Origin of the sequence: Psychrobacter sp. YGAH215 (assembly GCF_007280595.1) — a bacterium.
Lineage (GTDB): Bacteria > Pseudomonadota > Gammaproteobacteria > Pseudomonadales > Moraxellaceae > Psychrobacter > Psychrobacter faecalis.
This window is the reverse complement of record NZ_VKLR01000022.1, coordinates 1-19,644: the sequence shown is the minus strand read 5'-3', so window position 1 is coordinate 19,644 and position 19,644 is coordinate 1. Positions and strand designations below refer to the sequence as shown.

The 19,644-nt window shown below is 44.4% G+C and carries 17 protein-coding genes; 13 read left to right on the top strand and 4 right to left on the bottom strand.

The features are described from left to right. Positions 1-172: 172 nt before the first annotated feature. Both FOR85_RS09735 and rsmI read right to left on the bottom strand, forming a co-directional pair. The gene (locus FOR85_RS09735; protein WP_144297773.1) at positions 173-1,192 is read right to left on the bottom strand and encodes an adenosine kinase; all 1,020 of its coding nucleotides are present in this window, start codon (positions 1,190-1,192) and stop codon (positions 173-175) included. A gap of 56 nt (positions 1,193-1,248) precedes the next feature. Continuing rightward, on the bottom strand, positions 1,249-2,208 hold the full coding sequence (gene rsmI / locus FOR85_RS09730) for a 16S rRNA (cytidine(1402)-2'-O)-methyltransferase (protein ID WP_144297772.1): 960 nt from the start codon (positions 2,206-2,208) through the stop codon (positions 1,249-1,251). A 158-nt stretch (positions 2,209-2,366) separates the two neighbouring features. On the opposite strand from rsmI, the gene FOR85_RS09725 reads away from it, so the two are divergent. The 8 genes from FOR85_RS09725 (at position 2,367) to hisC (ending at position 10,446) form a co-directional block, all read left to right on the top strand. Continuing rightward, on the top strand, positions 2,367-2,816 hold the full coding sequence (locus FOR85_RS09725) for a YraN family protein (protein ID WP_190295542.1): 450 nt from the start codon (positions 2,367-2,369) through the stop codon (positions 2,814-2,816). Between the two features lie 245 nt (positions 2,817-3,061). Further along, positions 3,062-3,853 carry a BON domain-containing protein gene (locus FOR85_RS09720; protein ID WP_144297771.1) on the top strand — a complete coding sequence of 264 codons (792 nt, stop codon included), beginning with the start codon at positions 3,062-3,064 and terminating at the stop codon, positions 3,851-3,853. Positions 3,854-4,123: 270 nt separating this feature from the next. After that, on the top strand, positions 4,124-5,101 hold the full coding sequence (locus tag FOR85_RS09715; RefSeq protein WP_144297770.1) for an alpha/beta hydrolase: 978 nt from the start codon (positions 4,124-4,126) through the stop codon (positions 5,099-5,101). Between the two features lie 118 nt (positions 5,102-5,219). Continuing rightward, the gene (locus FOR85_RS09710) at positions 5,220-5,471 is read left to right on the top strand and encodes a BolA family protein (RefSeq protein WP_082894293.1); all 252 of its coding nucleotides are present in this window, start codon (positions 5,220-5,222) and stop codon (positions 5,469-5,471) included. 103 nt (positions 5,472-5,574) lie between these two features. After that, a complete protein-coding gene (murA, locus tag FOR85_RS09705) occupies positions 5,575-6,843 on the top strand; it encodes a UDP-N-acetylglucosamine 1-carboxyvinyltransferase (RefSeq protein WP_144297769.1) in 1,269 nt (422 codons plus the stop codon). 95 nt (positions 6,844-6,938) lie between these two features. After that, entirely contained in the window at positions 6,939-7,634 is a 696-nt protein-coding gene (gene hisG, locus FOR85_RS09700) for an ATP phosphoribosyltransferase (protein WP_102077686.1), read from the top strand. Positions 7,635-7,922: 288 nt separating this feature from the next. Beyond that, entirely contained in the window at positions 7,923-9,227 is a 1,305-nt protein-coding gene (gene hisD, locus FOR85_RS09695; protein WP_144297768.1) for a histidinol dehydrogenase, read from the top strand. Between the two features lie 85 nt (positions 9,228-9,312). Further along, entirely contained in the window at positions 9,313-10,446 is a 1,134-nt protein-coding gene (hisC, locus tag FOR85_RS09690) for a histidinol-phosphate transaminase (RefSeq protein ID WP_144297767.1), read from the top strand. Positions 10,447-10,595: 149 nt separating this feature from the next. Here hisC and FOR85_RS09685 read toward each other — a convergent pair whose 3' ends face one another. After that, on the bottom strand, positions 10,596-12,299 hold the full coding sequence (locus FOR85_RS09685; RefSeq protein WP_144297766.1) for an anthranilate synthase component I family protein: 1,704 nt from the start codon (positions 12,297-12,299) through the stop codon (positions 10,596-10,598). Between the two features lie 2 nt (positions 12,300-12,301). Beyond that, entirely contained in the window at positions 12,302-13,537 is a 1,236-nt protein-coding gene (locus FOR85_RS09680; RefSeq protein ID WP_144297765.1) for a beta-ketoacyl-ACP synthase II, read from the bottom strand. A gap of 527 nt (positions 13,538-14,064) precedes the next feature. Here FOR85_RS09680 and FOR85_RS09675 point away from each other — a divergent pair. The 5 genes from FOR85_RS09675 to FOR85_RS09655 form a co-directional block, all read left to right on the top strand. Then, entirely contained in the window at positions 14,065-15,279 is a 1,215-nt protein-coding gene (locus FOR85_RS09675) for an EcsC family protein (protein ID WP_223808601.1), read from the top strand. A gap of 438 nt (positions 15,280-15,717) precedes the next feature. Continuing rightward, positions 15,718-16,092: a 30S ribosomal protein S12 gene (rpsL, locus tag FOR85_RS09670; RefSeq protein ID WP_011281154.1), complete on the top strand. Its 375-nt coding sequence runs from the start codon at positions 15,718-15,720 to the stop codon at positions 16,090-16,092. 206 nt (positions 16,093-16,298) lie between these two features. After that, a complete protein-coding gene (gene rpsG, locus FOR85_RS09665) occupies positions 16,299-16,772 on the top strand; it encodes a 30S ribosomal protein S7 (protein WP_144297764.1) in 474 nt (157 codons plus the stop codon). Between the two features lie 403 nt (positions 16,773-17,175). Then, positions 17,176-19,302 carry an elongation factor G gene (gene fusA, locus FOR85_RS09660; RefSeq protein ID WP_144297763.1) on the top strand — a complete coding sequence of 709 codons (2,127 nt, stop codon included), beginning with the start codon at positions 17,176-17,178 and terminating at the stop codon, positions 19,300-19,302. A 221-nt stretch (positions 19,303-19,523) separates the two neighbouring features. After that, a partial coding sequence (locus FOR85_RS09655) for a GTP-binding protein (protein ID WP_010200604.1) occupies positions 19,524-19,644 on the top strand: 121 nt, incomplete at its 3' end.

Here is a 19,644-nt window from a genome sequence, read left to right as displayed (position 1 = left end):
TAAAGTGCTACTGGTACAAATTTTCCTTGCTTGCTGTGCGACTTCGTCGCTCCAGAGGCTGCGCAAAATTTATCCCAGCAGCACTATCTTTTATTAGGAGTAAACTAGAAACGCCATCTCAGACACTTAGAAACTTAGATTTTAGCGCTTTAGTAATCAAATAATCCAGCCACTAAACCGTTAAAACGCGGCGCGAGATATCTTGATACTCTTGCGATGATAAACGTGGGCCGAATTGCTGAATCACTTGGGCAGCGATTTCGCTGGCAAGTCGTCCGCATTCTGGCAAGCTATAATGCTGTGATAAAGCATATAAAAACGCGCCAGAATAGTTATCGCCGGCACCATTGGTATCAATAACATTAGTAACAACTGGCGTCGGAATCTCATAAATCTCAATATCAGACTCATCATTTGGCTTATGGGCGATGATAGCGCCATTGGGACCATCGGTAACCACCGCCGTTTGGCAATGCTCAAGTAGGGCACGCGCTGCTGCCTTATGCTGTTTTTTATCGGTGAATAATTTTGCTTCTTCACTATTACAAAATATCACCGCGACTTTATTGCCAAGCATGTTGAGTAAGCCTTCTTTGGCAAACTTTACGACCGCAGGATCAGCAAAGCTGACGGCAATTTTGGCACCATGGATACCAGCTTGTTGGCGTAGTTTGGTCATCGCAGGCTGAATCCCTTCGGACATCGCCAAATAACCTTCTAAATATAACCAGCCTGCTTGCGTTAATGCTTCAAAATCGACGTTATCCGCAGTAATATCGCTTGAGGTACCAAGGAATGTTTGCATGGTACGCTCGCCATCTTCGGTCACTGCTACCACACATGAGCCAGTCACACCGCCTGCATGAATCGACTGCGGGGATGTGGCGACGCCCGCTTCGTGCAAGTCTTTTAGGTAAAACTCGCCTTGCTTGTCATCGCCGACGCGGCAAGCATAAAAAGGTTTGCCGCCTAAGCTTGCAAAGGCATACATTGCATTGGCCGCTGAGCCGCCGCCCGCTTGTTTTGATGGCTTAATCTCTGCCAATTTAAAATATGCCAATAACTGCTGCTGCTCTTCGATTCCTGCTAGCGTCATATTGCCTTTGGTCAGGTCAGTTTCTTCTAGCGCTGCATCTGACAGCAGATATTCGTGGTCAACCAAGGCATTACCTATCGCCATCACATCGTACATACTGTTTTTCTCCTCAATGAATTTATCAGTTTTTAACCTATATTTTTAGCTGAAAATTATTCTGCTTGCAGTTCAAGTAGGCGTTGATAAAGTGCGTTCTTTTTGACGCCTGTGATATCAGCGGCCAAAGCGGCGGCTTTTTTAACCGATAAGTCCTCTAATAAACGTTGCAATAATTTATCGTGGATACTGATATCATCATCGTCCTGCGCCATATTTACCCCGGCGACGACCACGACGATTTCACCGCGTTGCTGATTGTCATCGGCTTTGACAAATTCGACCAATTCGCCAAGCGTGCTTTTATGCACGGTTTCAAAGGTTTTGGTCAATTCACGGCAAAACGTCACTTCACGCTCTGCCCCAAATATAGCCGCCATATCTTCTAAGCTAGCGACAATACGATGCGGCGCTTCATAAAATATCAAAGTTTCGGTACGTGAATGGAGAGCCGTTAAGTGTTTTTGGCGCCCGTGGGTTTTGGACGCTAAAAAACCAATAAAGCTAAAGCGGTCTGATGGCAATCCTGCAACCGATAGCGCGGCAATGGCAGCAGAGGCACCAATAATAGGGGAGACGCGAACGCCAGCGGCATGGGCGGCTTGCACCAATTGATAACCGGGATCGCTAATCAGCGGCGTACCAGCATCACTAATCAGCGCAACCGAATGACCTTGCTGAATCATCTCAATGATTTTGGGCGTTTGAATGGCACTATTGTGTTCATGATACGCCCAAAGCTTATGATGACCTTTTTGTTTGGCAGCGCCATCAGACTCGTTTTCGGCGTCATGTCTATTATAATAAGCCGTTCCTTCTTCGCTATCTTCAACCTTATTGGCTTTGGTATTAATGCCAAAATGCGATAACAGTTTGCCTGAGGTGCGGGTGTCTTCACAGGCAATGATGGCAACTTGCTTTAAAACATCGATTGCGTGCGGTGTCATGTCGCTTAAATTACCAATCGGCGTGGCAACGATATAAAGACAAGCTGGCATCGCGGTAGGGCTAGACATGAAAACCTCGGAGTATTAAGAAATTATCTTAAGAAAGAACATTAAAAACGCATATGAAAAGCGATTATGAAAACGCGAAAGTGGTTAGTTTAGCATGATGTGCTATGATAATTCTCAAATGTTCCGCTGATCGATAGCCATGATAATAAAAGCCCGTGATGGTAAATGACAAACCTCTAACCCTGACTTCGCCGACCCAGCGTCAAGGCAGCCGTTTTGAGCAGCAGGCGTGTGCGTTTTTACAAGCGCAAGGCTTGATATTGATTGCGCAAAATTGGCAACAACCAAAAGTGGGTGAGCTCGATCTAATTATGCTAGAAAAAGGGCAGGCATGGTCGATACTGGTATTTATTGAAGTGCGGCAGCGGCAGCGTTCAGGATTTGGTAATGCGGCGCTTAGCGTGACGAAAAGTAAGCAGTATAAAATTATCAAAGCAGCCCGCTATTTTTTGCAGCAGCATCCTGAATATAATGATTATGAGTGCCGGTTTGATGTGATAGCTTATGATACCAATACTAAAAATAACAGCAGGGACGTTAAAGAAACGACGTCAAAAAACACTCAACCAGAATGGCTGCAAGGGGCTTTTATTGCCTCGGCTTGGTAATAGGTTTTTTTAGCGTGAGTATTTTAAAAAATTAAGCCCGATAACTCAGCTAAAAAAGTAAAATAAATAAGCGTATCAAGTTACCGTTACCAAAAGCCTAAACGCCTCGGGTAAATATTCAGTAAAGTAGCGCCATTAAAAAGTCATTAACTACATAAAGCTATCACCATTATTATCAAGCGTCACACTATTAATTACCAGCTACTCACCAGTTAATCACTACATCATGTTCTAAGAGGTAAATCATGACACGGATGCATTTGTGCACTGCTATTTTTGGTTCATCACGCCGTAAGGCGATTGGCGTTATGCTATTGACCAGCATCGTCGCCACAGGTTGTACCACCAACTATCTGACCAATAGCACAGAAGGAACGTATGGCGTACCGATGACCGAGCGCACCATTCCGCAGCGCCTGCTCGACCGCAGTATCGAGCATACCGTCAAGATTAACGTCTATGGTCTGCAAGAAAATTTGCAGCAAATCAGCCGTATGAGCATTGATAGTTTTAATAGTGAGGTGCTGCTCACCGGTGAGGTGCCAACGCAAGAAATTAAGACAGAAATTGAAAAAGTGGTTGGCTCTATGCCAGATGTTCGTCATGTTTATAATGAGCTTAATGTGAGCGCCTCAAGGGGCTATAGCTCAACCGTTCACGATGGTTATATTACCTCCAAACTACTGGCAAAAATAGCCTCTAGTAACGGTGTGAAAGCCTCGCAAATAAAGGCGGTCACCAATGATGGCGTGGTTTATATTATGGGTCGCATGACGCCGACGCAGCAAAGCCACCTGATTGATATTGCCAATAATACCGTCGGCATCACAGAGCTGGTGCTGCTGACCACCGTCGTTGACGATAGAGGGGTGAAGATAGGCGAGGACGATATCATGTATGAAGAGAATTTGGCCAATCCTACCAGAGGGCCAGCGTTCAATAGTCGGGCAGTACCTGAGGTTACAAGTGCGGTAGAGCCACCAGCCATCAATGCTACTCCGATTATCGTCGACGAGAATGGCGCGCCCGTTAATTAGCCGTTATTAAGTTGCCATTATCAAGTTGCTATGTTTACCTTTATCAAAAGTCTTGTCTCGCTAATAAACACAAGAAACCTAAACACTCATAACAGGAACAGAACGATAAACCCCCAGTCTGCCAGTAAGATATAAAACGTAAAAAGTAGAAGTGTGGCTTTAGCCAAAAACGCGCTAATTAAAATAATAAAACATGAAAAAGCCGTGACTCTACTATTGAGTTTTAATCAACCATGACCCAACGACAAGCTTATAATAGGAATACTGGCGATGAAGGATTTAAGTAAAGCAACCGTACAGCCTGCACCAAGAAAAAATCGCCTACCTAAACCTATCAGCGTAGGTGTGACAGCAGCATTGGCTGTCGGCGGTATTGCGCTCGCGACTCAGCAAGCACAAGCACAAGCATTATCAGCACTGGCTGTTGTGAATAGTATCACCTTAAATGGCGGCGTTGGTGTCAGTAAAAATATCTTGTATGGCGACAAACCTTTGCAGGATTTAGATATTTATTATCCCAAACCTTTAGCAAAAGCCATGCAGTCAAAAAAAGCGACTGCTGATAACGCTATTAACGACAGCTATCCGATGGTGGTTTTCGTCCATGGCGGCTCGTGGGAAAGTGGAAACAAGGACGAATACGCCTTTGTTGGCCAGAGTTTGGCACAAGCAGGCTATGTCACGGCAGTGATTAATTATCGTAAAGCACCTGAGCACGTTTATCCTGATTACGTGCAAGATGCCGCGCAGGCCATCGCTTGGAGTTATAAGAATGCCGAAAGTTTACATGCTGACCCCAAGCGCTTGGCGGTGATAGGGCATTCTGCTGGCGCATTTAACGCGGTTGCTGCCGTCGCTAATGAAGATTTTTTAGCGCCGTATGGGGTAAAACCAAACGATATTAGCGCTGTGATTGGCATCGCAGGGCCTTATAGTTATGACTTTCGTAAATTCAGTAGTGCCAGCGCTTTTGGGGCAAACGCCACGCCCGATAACATCATGCCAGACCGCAATATCAAAGGCGCACAGCCGCCATATTTATTATTGACTGCTGAAAAAGACAAAGTCGTCCATATAAGCAACACTGTTAAAATGACACAGGCGTTAAAAGCGGCGGGCGTTAAGGTTGAAACAGGCGAAATTAAAGGTGCTAGCCATGCCACCAGTATTGGGGCGATGGCGCCACCTTTACGCTGGGTCAATAATGTACGTGCGCAAGTGCTCAGCTATTTGGATAAAACGCTGTAATAGTTAACGCTGCAATAGTTAAAGGCAGTTGTAGAAGACAGTACTGTAAGATGGTCAAACTCTTGTTATAATGGCTAACTTTATATCCACCTATTAAACCTTTAAGGCAGAATATTCTATGAGCATGAACGCTGACGATTTGATTGCATTTTTACAAACTCACTTTCCTGATGCTTTTATTCAAGCTGCCAATCAAGGTACTAAGTTTGATGTACGGGTAGTTGATGCCAGTTTTGAAGGTAAACGCGCAGTACAACGCCAGCAGTCCGTTTACGCATTGGTCAATGACAAAATTGCCAGCGGTGATATTCATGCGCTCAATATTCAAGCGTTAACGCCTGCCGAATGGGAAGTTCAATCGCAAGGCTAGGCTTTTTTATGACTAGAATTTGTCGCACCGGCAATGGATATTGCTGGTTTTATCATTTCTGGTTTTTCATATTTTTTATATTTATCGCTAGGTTGTCACCTTTATGGATCAATTTTTAATCACCGGTAGCAGTCGTATCGCAGGGGAAGTCACCATCTCAGGCGCCAAAAATGCCGCTCTGCCGTTACTCGCTGCTATGATTTTAGCCGAGACCCCAACGACGTTACATAATGTGCCATCGCTACAAGATGTGCGCACCTTGATTGAATTGATCGCTGGCATGGGCATTGATATTCAAAAGCAGGGTGACACTGTCGTTTGCGATACCAAGAATATCGACAATTTTTATGCGCCGTATGATTTGGTCAAAACCATGCGCGCCTCGATTTTGGTTTTAGGCCCTTTGCTGGCGCGTTTTGGCGAAGCCGAAGTGTCTTTGCCGGGCGGCTGTGCCATCGGCTCACGTCCTGTCGACCAGCATCTAAAAGCCTTTGAAGCCATGGGTGCTGAGATAAGCGTCGAAAATGGCTATGTCAAAGCGCAAGCGCCAAAAGGCGGTAAGCTTATCGGTTGTAATTTTTCATTTGATATGGTGACGGTTGGCGGTACGGAAAACGTTATTATGGCCGCGGCATTGGCAAAAGGCACGACCGTACTCGGTAACTGTGCGCTTGAGCCAGAAGTGGTCGATTTGGCCAATATGCTGGTAGCGATGGGTGCTAAAATCAGCGGTATTGGTACGGCAACTATGACCATCGAAGGCGTTGAGCGCTTGCATGGCTGTGAATATTCAGTCGTACCCGATCGTATCGAAACCGGCTCCTATCTTGCCGGTGCTTTGATGACGCGCGGTGATGTGCTGACCAAAAACACTTCGGCACTTTTATTGGCGCCTGTGTTAGAAAAATTTGAAGACATGGGAGCGATTATCACTACAGGCGATGATTGGATTCGCGCGCAAATGCAAGGTCGCCCACTACCAGTCAATATTCGTACCCAGCCACATCCAGGTTTTCCAACCGATATGCAAGCGCAGGTCATGGCGATTGCCTGCCTCGCTGACGGTACCAGCACCTTTATCGAAAATATCTTTGAAAATCGCTATATGCATGTGCCAGAACTCAACCGCTTGGGCGCCTCCATTCAAGTAGACGGTCATACAGCTGTGGTTAAAGGCGTCGAGCATTTTACTGCGGCCCCAGTGATGGCAACAGATTTGCGCGCGTCGATGTCACTGGTCATGGCGGCGGCTTCTGCTGAAGGCGAGAGCTTGATTGATCGTATTTACCATATTGATCGTGGCTATGAGCACGTCGAAGAAAAACTGCGCGCGCTTGGGGTCAATATCGAGCGTATTAATACCAATGACTAAATTGATTCACTAACCATTGTTATTAGTATGGACATATAACAAATTAATAATGCCTGTTAACTAAGGCAGCTAACTGTACACGGACACGAGTCATTATGACTGAAGCAAGTAACAGCTTACCAAATGATGGTTTATTAAACGAAGTAAATGAGGCGTTTTCAGGTTTGACACTGGCGCTATCAAAGGGTCGTATCTTAGAAGAGACGATGCCTTTACTGCGCGCTGCTGGTGTTGAATTGTTAGAAGACCCTGAAGCGTCGCGCAAGCTTATTTTCCCAACTTCTAACCCAAATGTACGCGTATTAATTTTACGCGCCAGTGACGTACCAACCTATGTTGAACACGGCGCTGCTGATTTTGGCGTGGCGGGTAAAGACGTGCTGCTTGAGCATGGCGCCAATCACGTTTATGAATTGCTCGATTTACAGATTGCCCAGTGTAAGCTGATGACCGCTGGGGTTAAAGGTGCGCCGCTGCCAAATCGTCGTCTGCGTATCGCGACCAAATACGTCAATGTTGCCCGCGCTTACTTTGCCAGCCAAGGACAGCAAGTTGATGTGATTAAGCTGTATGGTTCGATGGAGCTTGCGCCATTGGTTGGTCTGGGCGATTTGATTGTTGACGTCGTCGATACCGGCAATACGCTGCGCGCCAATGGACTGGAAGCGCGCGACCATATTTGTGATGTGTCGTCACGCCTTATTGTTAATCAAGTCAGCTACAAACGTAAATTTGCTCTGCTTGAGCCGATTTTAGACAGTTTTAAAAATAGTATTGCTAGCGCTTCTTAAATGAGCGTTTATTTAATTTTGATAAAACACTGTTATTAAACGCTAGCAATCATTGATAATATCAAGCACGGTTATACAAAATTTTTAACCAGTTTGGCGCTCTAGGATAGATATAGCGTGCTAAACTGGTTTTGTTGTATCTGCTTGCCAGAAAATAAAAGCTCAGTATAATCTGAGTCAGCCATCCATAAATACGCTGGGATACCAGCCTTTTTTATTTTCCCAATTGCCCTTTTATCCCATCTATTCTTTATAGCCGTATTTCATGCTCAACTATAGGATTAAGTCATGCGCCAACTAAGTACTCAAGATGCTGATTTTGACAGTCAACTGACCCAACTGCTTGCTTTTGAAACCGTCAACGATGTTGAATTATTAAAAACCGTTGACGATATCATTGCAAAGGTACGTCGTGGTGGCGATAGTGTGGTACTGGCGTTGACTCAAGAGTTTGATCAGCATCCAGCGAAGGCGATACAAGAGTTAGAGCTGTCTAAACAAGCGCTTGCTGACGCGTTTGCCAATCTTGATGATGAGGTAAAAAAGGCGTTAATGACAGCAGCGACACGCGTGCAAACATTCCATGAGCGCCAAGTGCAAGAAACTTGGCAATATGAAGATGAGCTTGGCAATCGTTTAGGTCAAAAAGTCACGCCGCTTGATCGTGTCGGCATTTATGTACCCGGCGGTTTGGCCTCTTATCCATCTTCAGTATTGATGAATGCGATTCCTGCCAAAGTGGCTGGTGTTGCCGAGGTAGTCATGGTGGTGCCAGCGCCAAAGGGCGTGCTCAATCCATTAGTGTTGGCAGCGGCGCATTTGGCACAAGTTGACCGCGTTTTTACCATTGGCGGAGCACAAGCGGTTGCGGCCTTGGCATACGGTACCGAGACCATACCAGCCGTAGATAAAATCACTGGTCCTGGTAATAAATATGTCGCTGCGGCAAAGCGGGCGGTATTTGGTCAAGTTGGGATTGATATGATTGCCGGCCCTTCTGAAGTATTGGTCTATGCAGAAGGCGAGGCGCAAGATCGCGCCGATTGGTTGGCGATGGATTTGTTATCGCAAGCGGAGCATGACCGTATTGCCCAAGCTATCTTTGTCACGACAAGTGAACAGCAGCTTGCAGAAGTGGCGGCGGAGATTGAAAAAGCCTTAGCAGAATTGCCAAAAGCTGATATCGCCCGTGATTCACTAAAAAACCGCGGCGCGCTGATTTTGGTCAAAGACCGTGCGGAAGGTATGGCGGTGATTAATCGCGTTGCCCCTGAGCATTTAGAGCTGTCTGTAGATAATCCTGATGCACTGCTAAATGAGGTTCGTCATGCGGGCGCTATCTTTATGGGTCGTCATACACCTGAAGCGATTGGCGATTACTGTGCCGGTCCCAACCATGTGTTGCCGACCTCTGGTACCGCGCGCTTTTCTTCTCCGCTCGGTGTTTATGACTTCCAAAAGAAATCCTCGATTATTTATTGTAGTGAGGCGGGTAGTAAACCACTGGCTGCGACGGCGGATATTTTAGCGCAGCGCGAGGACTTAGAAGCCCATGCGCGCTCAGCCCGCTATCGCTACCAAAAAGATAGTTAATAATCCAGTTAGGTAGTTGAGTTTTAATAAGCTAATTTTAATATTTACGTTTAATCATTTATGTGGCTAATGAGTAGGATAACTTATGAGTGAGTTAAAGATAGACACCAGACTTTGGTCATCTAAAGCGCGAAATCTGTCACCTTACGTCCCTGGCGAGCAGCCTCAGCATGAAAATTTGTGCAAATTAAATACCAATGAAAACCCATTTCCGCCGTCACCAAAAGTCGGCGAGGCCATCGCAAAAGTCTTAGCGCAGCAAGCCGATGAGCTGCGTTTATATCCTGCGCCTGAATCGGATGATTTGCGTGCCGCATTAGCAGAGTTATATAACCTTGATATCAATCAAGTGTTTGTCGGTAATGGCTCAGATGAAGTATTGGCATTGGTATTTGCCAGCTTTTTCTTAAAAGAGCGCCCTATTTTAGCGCCTGATATTAGCTATAGTTTTTATCCGGTTTACGCTCATACCTTTGGTATTGAGTTGGTACAAATCGCCCTAGAAGCCGATTTTAGTATCAGCCCTGATGCTTATCGTCAGCCTTGTAGCGGTATCATTATTGCTAACCCAAATGCGCCAACGGGTATGCTGTTATCGCTTGCTGATATTCGTAAACTTGCTGGCGAGCATTCAAACTCAGTGGTTGTGATTGACGAAGCTTATATCGATTTTGCGCAGAAACAAGAAAATGATTCAGATGCAGAAGTGTCGGCGATTAGCCTAATCAATGACTGCGATAACATCCTTGTCACGCAAACTTTTTCAAAATCACGCTCGCTTGCCGGTTTACGGGTCGGTATGGCGTTTGGTAATGCCTCGTTAATCGAAGCACTGACGCGTATGAAAAATAGCTTTAATAGCTATCCGCTCGATAAGTTGGCGCAAGCAGGAGCAACCGCAAGTGTCTTAGATGTCGAATATTTTACCCAGACCTGTCAGCAAGTCATTGATTTACGCCAAGCGCTCAGCGCTGATCTTATAGCGCTCGATTATGAGGTGTTACCATCGCACGCCAACTTTGTCTTTGCGCGTCCAAAAAACGGCGATGCCAAAGGTGTGGCAGCTGATTTACGCGAGCAAGGTATCATTGTGCGTCATTTTGATAAACCGCGCATCAATGAGTACTTGCGTATCACCGTTGGTACGGCAGCGCAGAATAAGCGTTTGATTGATGCCTTAAAATCGCTACAAACGGAGGCTGAAAGCGTTACTGAGTGATGTTGTTGAGTAATACCTTGTTTAAGATTTACACCTTAATAATATGAAGCCAAAATAACAAGTTATATAAATAAAAGAGCCTGCTAACGTTATGTTAAGCAGGCTTTTTATTGGTTTTTAATTTACCTTTTAGATAAAGCGTAAGTTTATTACTTTATATTGTTTTGAGCTAAAACGCCTAATAAGTTGCCAACTTTATCCAAACATTCTTGATATTCAGCATTGCAATCAGAAGCAACCGTGATACCACCGCCTGCCCATAGGCTGACATGTCTTTCTTGTTCTGACTTATCATTCGATAAGGTATCGGCTTGCAAAGTACGAATTAATACATTCCATTGACCGCTACCATCAAAGTTCATATAGCCCAGGGTACCGCAATACGCACCGCGCGCGGCACCTTCTACCTCTGAGATGATTTCAACGGCGCGTTTTTTTGGCGTTCCTGTGATGGAACCGGCGGGCAAACTGCCAAACAATACTTTGAGCGGATGACTATCTGTCTTTAGCTCAGCGGTAATGGTGCTGACCATATGATGTACATTGCTAAAGCTTTCAATCGCAAATAATTGCGGCACTTTGACGCTACCGAACTTGGCATATTTACCCAAATCATTACGTAATAAATCGACAATCATGACATTTTCGGCACGATCTTTTTCGCTATCGATAAGCTGCTGTTTATAAGCGTTGTCTTGTGCAGTGTTTAACCCACGCGGCATCGTCCCTTTAATAGGCTTGGTGCGTATATGGTGTTTGCCAGTAGTATCGTCTTTATCAAAGGTAAAAAACAGTTCAGGCGAGCAGCTTAACAATTCAAATTGATATTCTTGCGTATCAGCGCTTATTTCACTATCAAAATCATTAACCGCTAAATACCCTGCAAACGGCGCTTGGGTATTACGATTCAAAGCAGGTAAGTAATCAATCAGTTTTGTCACGCTACCATTAGTACTGAGAGTATTAAAAGAACCTTGCCACGCTTGGGTGAGATTGATTTGATAGCAATCACCTTGTTGTAGATAGGTTTGCGTTTTATCAAAGGCTTGCTGATAATCTCGCTTACTCCATTGTGCTTTTAATAATAAAGGCGTGGTTTTATAGGACGTTTCAAGTGCTGGTTTTTCTAAAGCTTGGTTAGATAATTCCTTATCCAATATATCTAAATATGAGATAAGCATTTTAACCAGTACGCCTTTGTGTTCGTTATCAGTATCAGTGACGCTGTCTTTTATAGTGAGCTGCCAGCTCGTTTGCTCAGCATTTGGCGTTAGATAAATATCATAATGTCCTAAGGCGGCACAAGGCTGCGCTGCTAGCTCTATTCGCGCGTTTGGGCTAAGCTCATAAGCGGCAATATCATAACCAATAAAGCCTATCAAGCCATGCTGATAACTTGGCTGCTGCTCGATTTCTGTAGTCGAGGAGCAATTGTTATCACAAGTATCATCTATGTCATAAGCTTGACTATAAGCAATTAAATCCTCTTGCCAGTCGCTATAACTCATATAGGCGCTAGTAATCGCTTGATCGTTTTTATCATGGCTATCTAAACCATCACGGTAAGTTTGTACAACTTTATAAATAGGCGCTGGCTTATTAGAGTTTGCTGCATCATTAGAAAGAGGATAAACCGACCAGCTCATTTTTGGTAATACACCAATTATGGGTCGGCCATCGTTATTCAGCCAAACCAGTTGCCAGTTTGCGTTAGGATTTTGTACATATAAGTAACGCTGTAGATGGGGCATTAATTCGGCAACAGTTAGCCCACCAAAACGCCAGCTAGGTTGAGTAGCTGGCGATGGGACAGATGCTGTCTGCTCAGTTTTAACAGGCGGTGCTAGAGGCATAGTTAAGCATCAAACTTTTTAATAATAAGAGTGGCGTTAGTACCACCAAAGCCAAAGCTATTGCTCATAAGCGTTTTAAGCGCAACGTCACGCTTTTCAGTGACAATATCAAAGCCTTTGGCAGCAGGGTCCAATTCTGTAATATTGATACTTGGGGCAATAAAGCCTTCTTGTAGCATCAGTAAGCAATAAATCAATTCTTGCGCGCCGACGGCACCCAAGCTATGACCGGTCATTGATTTGGTTGAGCTGATAGCAGGGACTTGACTGACATCATCACCAAACACTTTGGCAATAGCTTTAAGCTCAGTCACATCTCCTAGCGGCGTACTGGTGCCGTGGCTATTGATGTAGTCAACGCTCTCTAAACCTGCTTCGGCAAGGGCAAGCTGCATACAGCGAACAGCGCCTTCACCACTTGGAGCGACCATTTCAGCACCATCGGAGCTTGCGCCATAACCGACGATTTCGGCTAATATATTGGCACCGCGCGCTTGGGCGTGCTCAAGACTTTCAACCACCACCATCGCGCCGCCTGCGGCAATCACAAAGCCATCGCGGTTTTTATCGTAGGCTCTAGAAGCAAGGGCTGGCGTGTCATTATACTGCGTACTAACCGCACCCATCGCATCAAACATACACGACTGCGTCCAATGCTCCGCTTCACTACCGCCCGCAAGTATGACATCGGCTTTGCCTAGCTGGATAAGCTCGGCGGCATGACCAATACAATGCGTCGATGTTGCGCACGCAGAGCTCAATGAATAAGAAATCCCTTGGATTTTTAACCCTGTTGCAAGCGCCGCTGATACCGAGCTGCCCATGGTTTTTGGTACTGCCATCGCACCGACACCGCGCAAACCTTTTTCACGCATTGCATCGACGGCATTGACGATGTTTTCAGTTGACGCACCGCCCGAGCTTGCGACCACACCCACGCGCGGGTTATTGTTAATAGTCTCAAGGGGCAAGCCTGATTGCTCAATGGCGTTTAACGCGCTGACATAAGCATAAAGGCTGGCATCACTAAAAAAACGCTTCAATTTACGGTCAATGCCCGAGGTATCAAGTTCTGCTTGATCAATACTACCGCTAACCTGTGATTTAAAGTTGTGCTCAGCATACGATTCATTGAACGTAATACCTGAGCGCCCTTGTTTAAGAGCATCGGTGACAGTCGCCAAATCATGTCCGATACAAGAGACAATCCCTGCTCCAGTGATAACAACGCGGCGCATATTCTATTCCTTATGAGTAACGATTTTTTGATAATGACCTTTAACAATCGCTTTTAAATGCTTATTTGACAGTCATTTTAGTGCGCAAAACCTACAATAGGCTGCTTAAATGCTGTTCGATAAATAAAAGTACAACTGTACTTTGAGTGATGGCATATAATAACGTATCGACGATTTAAAATCTTGGCGTAAGTGTAAAATAACGCCAAAATGGTCTTTATTTTTAAATGAACTTATTATCAAAGCAGATAAAGTTTTTGGCCGTGTTAAAGCAGCAATGGCAGTAGAATTTCCGTTAACATAGTAAAAATTATTTTCAGCTAAGACGCATTTAATATATGCTGACGCCATGTATGGTTTAAGATAAGCGATACTTTTTGATACAAAATTGACGATAGTGATAACATTGTTGGCACTGACATTTATCGTAAGCGTTGGCTAAAATAGCAGTCAATTTGCAAAGTTCTGTTAAATAGCTCTTATAAATAATATTAATAACAAACACTCATCACATTAAGGATATAAAGATGGCAAAGCCTAGCACACTATTTAAAGGCATCAGCAGCGTTGGTTCTTTTACTCGTGGTAATTTGGAACGTATGGGCGCAATGATTGATAGCGTCAATGCCAAAAGCGGCAAACCGCGCCAATTTAAAGCAGTAAATCTCGGCGATGAAGACTATCAGCAGGATTTGTTTCGCGAACAAACCTTAAAAGCCACTCAGCAGTTATTGGGTACGCGTTTTGCTACTTATGGCAAGTATGCCAAGAAAATAGTGCCAAACAGCTTGTTTGATTCGACGGTCGATGGTGCTTTTGCGCAGATTGCTAAGCTTGCGTCCAATTGGAGTCAGATTGACCTGCCAAATCAGCATCGCTTCGCCAATATTGCAAACTTAGATAATGAGCAGCGTTATGCTCTAGCAACGGATATCGCCAATCAAAACCGTGCTTTGGCGACATTGGGCGGCTTGACAGGGTTAGCAGGCCTACCAGGCTTACTTGCTGATACTTTGTGGTTATTACTTGTCTCATTACGTACTGTTTATCAGTTAGGCGCTATTTATAATAAGCCATTGACTGGTAAGCAAGGCGTCAAAATGGCTTATGAATTACTGGCAAGTGCCGATTTGAGCAAAATGCAAGAAAAGCAGGCTTTATTAGCTGGTATCGGTATTGGTAAAGGCTTGCTTGATAATGCGCAAAGCAATGGTTTGCATAATGAGCTTAAAAACCTTGGTCTGAAAAATAAAAACGTCAATTTTTATGCCGAACAAGTAGATAATATTGCCAGCCAAGTTGGCATTAACTTAGATAATATCAACTTATCATGGGTACGCCGCTTTTTACCAGCCACTGCCGTCATCGTTGGTATGCGCTACAACAGCCAGCTGATTGATGAGGTGATCGGCGTGGCACAAGCGACATTTGCACCAGAAGCCAAACTTGCTAACCGCGCCATTACTGACGATAGCAGTAGCGAAGCGCAGGTGAAGAAGAACACCGACAGTAAGAATGAGGAGCAAAGCCCTAAATCTGACAATGCAAAAAAAGACACAGATAAGGCTAAAGACAATAAGACCAAAGCTGAAAACAACAAATCTAAGACTGACGACGATAAATCTAAAGCTGACCAAACAGAAAGCGAAATAGAAGCCGCCTCAGAGCCGGTGTCAAAAATCACCGATGAAGAATCAGTAGATGAAAACTACAAAAAAGCTCAGACAGGTAAAAAAGATTAACGTTTTAGTCTATAGCGGTTTAACTATAATTCACTGTATGAAGGCATAAGCTGATATAAATCGGCTTATGCCTTTTTTATAAGTAAGTGTTTTTTGTGAAGGGGTTTTAAGGCTAAAAAAGTATCTAAAATTCAAATTTTGCCTTGAAAAATAAACAACCAACTCCATTAATAGGAAACATCGATTTTACCATCTTGCAATGAAACAATTGCTCATCTTAAAATCTGTTGCTTACCGTTAAGTCTGCTACAATCTTTGCTCATGCACATCTATCGAATGTTGTAAAGGACAACCGCTCATAAGTGGTTGAAATAGCAGCAACAACTCTTTATAATACACTGTCCTAAAAATGGGTGTTCCGAAATCTGTCGTTAATGTCAGATTGCTGGCGCATTAGCCCATTTTTTTGTTTTATACCAAACGGGAGAAGGATGCCTTATGGCAACAACTAACCAATTGATTCGTAAAGGTCGCAAAACCATCAAGGAAAAGTCAAAAGTTCCTGCGTTGGAAGCGTGCCCACAACGCCGTGGTGTATGTACTCGCGTATATACTACTACCCCTAAAAAACCTAACTCAGCCATGCGTAAAGTATGTCGTGTACGTTTGACTTCAGGCTATGAAGTATCAAGCTACATCGGTGGTGAAGGTCATAACCTACAAGAGCACAGTGTTGTTCTTATCCGTGGTGGTCGTGTGAAAGATCTACCAGGTGTACGTTATCACACCGTCCGCGGTGCACTTGACTGCGCAGGCGTAAAAGACCGTAAGCAAGGTCGTTCTAAATATGGTGCGAAGAAGCCTAAGGTTTAATAGCTAATTGCTATTAAATAAGCTGATTTGTATCACCCATTAACTGTGCATGGGACTGGTGTTAGCTGTATTTTTAAGTTATTAATTGACACTATAACATACCGCCATGCAGTAAGGCTGACTGACAACTCGATATAACGCCATCCAATATGTAATTGGTGCGAGGTTGTGAATGTCAGACACTCCTGAAGAAAAGGATTATTATTATGCCAAGACGTCGCGTCGTTGCTGCCCGTGAGATCCTACCGGATCCTAAGTTTGGTAGCCAAACTGTTGCAAAATTCATCAACCATGTCATGAGTCATGGTAAAAAATCTACTGCTGAGCGTATCGTTTATGGTGCTCTTGAGACAGTAGGCCAGAAGCGCAACATCGAAGATCCAGTCGTTTTCTTTGAAGAAGTTTTAGAAAATGTCCGCCCAATGGTCGAAGTAAAAGCTCGCCGTGTTGGTGGTGCAACTTATCAAGTACCAATGGAAGTACGTCCCTCCCGTCGTACTGCCTTGGCTATGCGTTGGTTAGCTGAAGCTGCTGCTAAGCGTTCTGAAAAATCAATGGCTTTGCGTCTTGCAGGCGAATTGAATGATGCTGCTGACGGTAAAGGTAATGCTATGAAAAAGCGTGACGAAGTTCACCGCATGGCAGATGCCAACAAAGCATTCTCTCATTACCGCTTCTAAGCTGGTTTTTTTAAACTGGTTTAAATGCTTAGGATTAACGGTTTCGAACAGTTAATCCTAATATTGTTGATTTATTCTATTGATTGCCGTCATCATTATTGGGTTGTTTAATTTTTCCTCAAAAGCTGAGAATGTATTAAACAATTTAGATGGCGGACATCTGTCAAGATGCTGTTTTGTAAGGGATGCTTTTTCATAAAGCCTGCAAAAAATATGCACCGCTTAAAAAAGTCTCCTAAATTTGATACCGCACTATTCTTAATATTTGCTCTTTTTTTGTCCGTATTTGGCCCAATAAACAGTAAGTTATATAACAAAGTTCATGGTCTCATGGCTTTGTCATAGAGTATGAGGTAGAGATACAACACATTAATATATACACGAATTTCCCTAGGAAAACACTATGGCTCGTAAAACTCCCCTAAAGCGCTATCGCAATATTGGTATCTCAGCGCACATTGATGCTGGTAAGACGACCACTACTGAGCGTGTTTTGTTCTATACCGGTGTTAGCCACAAGCTTGGCGAAACCCATGATGGCTCAGCCACTATGGACTGGATGGAGCAAGAACAAGAGCGTGGTATTACTATCACCTCAGCGGCGACGACTTGTTTTTGGTCAGGTATGGCAAAGCAGTTCGACGAACACCGTATCAACATCATTGACACCCCAGGGCACGTTGACTTCACCATTGAAGTTGAACGTTCTATGCGTGTACTTGATGGCGCTTGCATGGTTTACTGTGCAGTGGGCGGCGTTCAGCCACAGTCTGAAACCGTATGGCGTCAGGCAAACAAATATAAAGTACCGCGTCTTGCCTTCGTAAACAAAATGGACCGCGTTGGCGCTGACTTTTATCGCGTTATCGACCAAATCAAAACCCGTCTAGGCGGTAAGCCAGTACCGTTGGTTATCCCAATTGGTAAAGAAGACGACTTTGAAGGCGTTGTGGATCTTGTGTCTATGAAAGCTATCTATTGGGACGAAGCGTCTCAGGGTATGCAATATGAAGAGCGCGACATCCCAACTGAACTACAAGAAAAAGCGGAAGAGTACCGTGAGTACCTAGTAGAAAACGCGGCTGAAGCATCAGAAGAGCTCATGAATGAGTATCTTGAAAATGGCGAATTGACCGTAGAGCAGATTCATGGCGCGCTTCGTCAATTGACCATCGACAACGAAATCATTCCACTACTTTGTGGTACTGCCTTTAAAAACAAAGGTGTACAAAAGATGTTGGATGCGGTTATTCAGTATCTACCTGCGCCAATGGACGTACCTGCTATCCGCGGTATCCTTGACGACAAAGACGAAACTGAAGGTAAGCGCGAAGCGTCTGATGACGAACCATTCTCGGCACTAGCATTCAAAATCATGAATGACAAATTCGTTGGTAACTTAACCTTCGTTCGTGTTTATTCAGGCGTGATCAAACAAGGCAGCAGCGTTTATAATCCAGTTAAAATGAAGCGTGAGCGTGTTGGCCGTATCGTACAGATGATGGCGGATTCTCAGCAAGAGCTTGAAGAAATTCGTACTGGTGATATCGCCGCCCTAGTTGGTATGAAAGACGTCACTACTGGTGATACGCTATGTGACGAAAACAACGTCATCACCCTAGAGCGCATGGAATTCCCAGATCCAGTCATCAGTCTAGCGGTTGAGCCTAAGACTAAAGCTGACCAAGAAAAAATGTCAATTGCTTTAGGCCGTTTGGCAAAAGAAGATCCATCGTTCCGTGTTCATACTGACGAAGAGTCTGGCCAGACCATCATCAGTGGTATGGGTGAGCTGCATCTAGAGATTCTTGTTGACCGTATGAAGCGTGAGTTTAACGTTGAAGCGAACATCGGTGCGCCGCAGGTTGCTTATCGTGAAACCATCCGTAACGTGGTTGAGCAAGAAGGTAAATTCGTTCGTCAGACCGGTGGTCGTGGTAAATTTGGTCACGTTTGGTTACGTCTTGAGCCTCTTGATCCAGCAGGCGACGTTATGTACGAGTTCGCTGAAGAGGTTGTCGGTGGTGTGGTACCAAAAGAGTATCATGGCGCAGTTGACAAAGGTATCCAAGAGCGCATGAAAAACGGCGTACTTGCAGGCTACCCAGTGGTTGGCGTTAAAGCAACCTTGTATGATGGTTCTTACCATGATGTTGACTCGGATGAGTTATCATTTAAAATGGCTGGTTCTATCGCTTTCAGAAAAGGCTTCATGGCAGCAAACCCAGCGCTACTTGAACCTATTATGAAAGTAGAAGTTGAAACGCCTGAAGACTACATGGGCGATATCATGGGCGATTTAAACCGCCGCCGTGGTATGGTTCAAGGCATGGAAGATCTTCCTGGTGGCACTAAGCAGATTCGTGCAGAAGTACCATTAGCAGAAATGTTTGGTTATGCCACACAGATGCGTTCAATGTCGCAAGGCCGTGCAACGTATTCTATGGAATTCCAAAAATACGCTGAGATTCCAAAATCAGTTGCAGAAACCATCATCTCTAAGTACAACTCTAAAGATGACGACGAGTAAATAGCGCTCATAAAATGACAATATAAAGCATATCTTTATATTGTCAGTGAAGAATCCGCCAATAACTTGTTAAAAGACTTGTTATTGGTCGCGATTTTCTTATAATATCTGCACATTAGTATGTGCAACCTTTTAACACTTATCTTAATGTGGTCCGTATTATTTAGCTTGCGTATTTCTTAGCAGTTAGATATTTGACCCCAAATAAAGAGGAAATACCCATGGCAAAGGCCAAGTTTGAACGCAGCAAGCCACACGTCAACGTCGGTACCATCGGACACGTTGACCACGGTAAAACAACATTAACCGCCGCTATCGCAACCGTAGCCGCAATCACCTCTG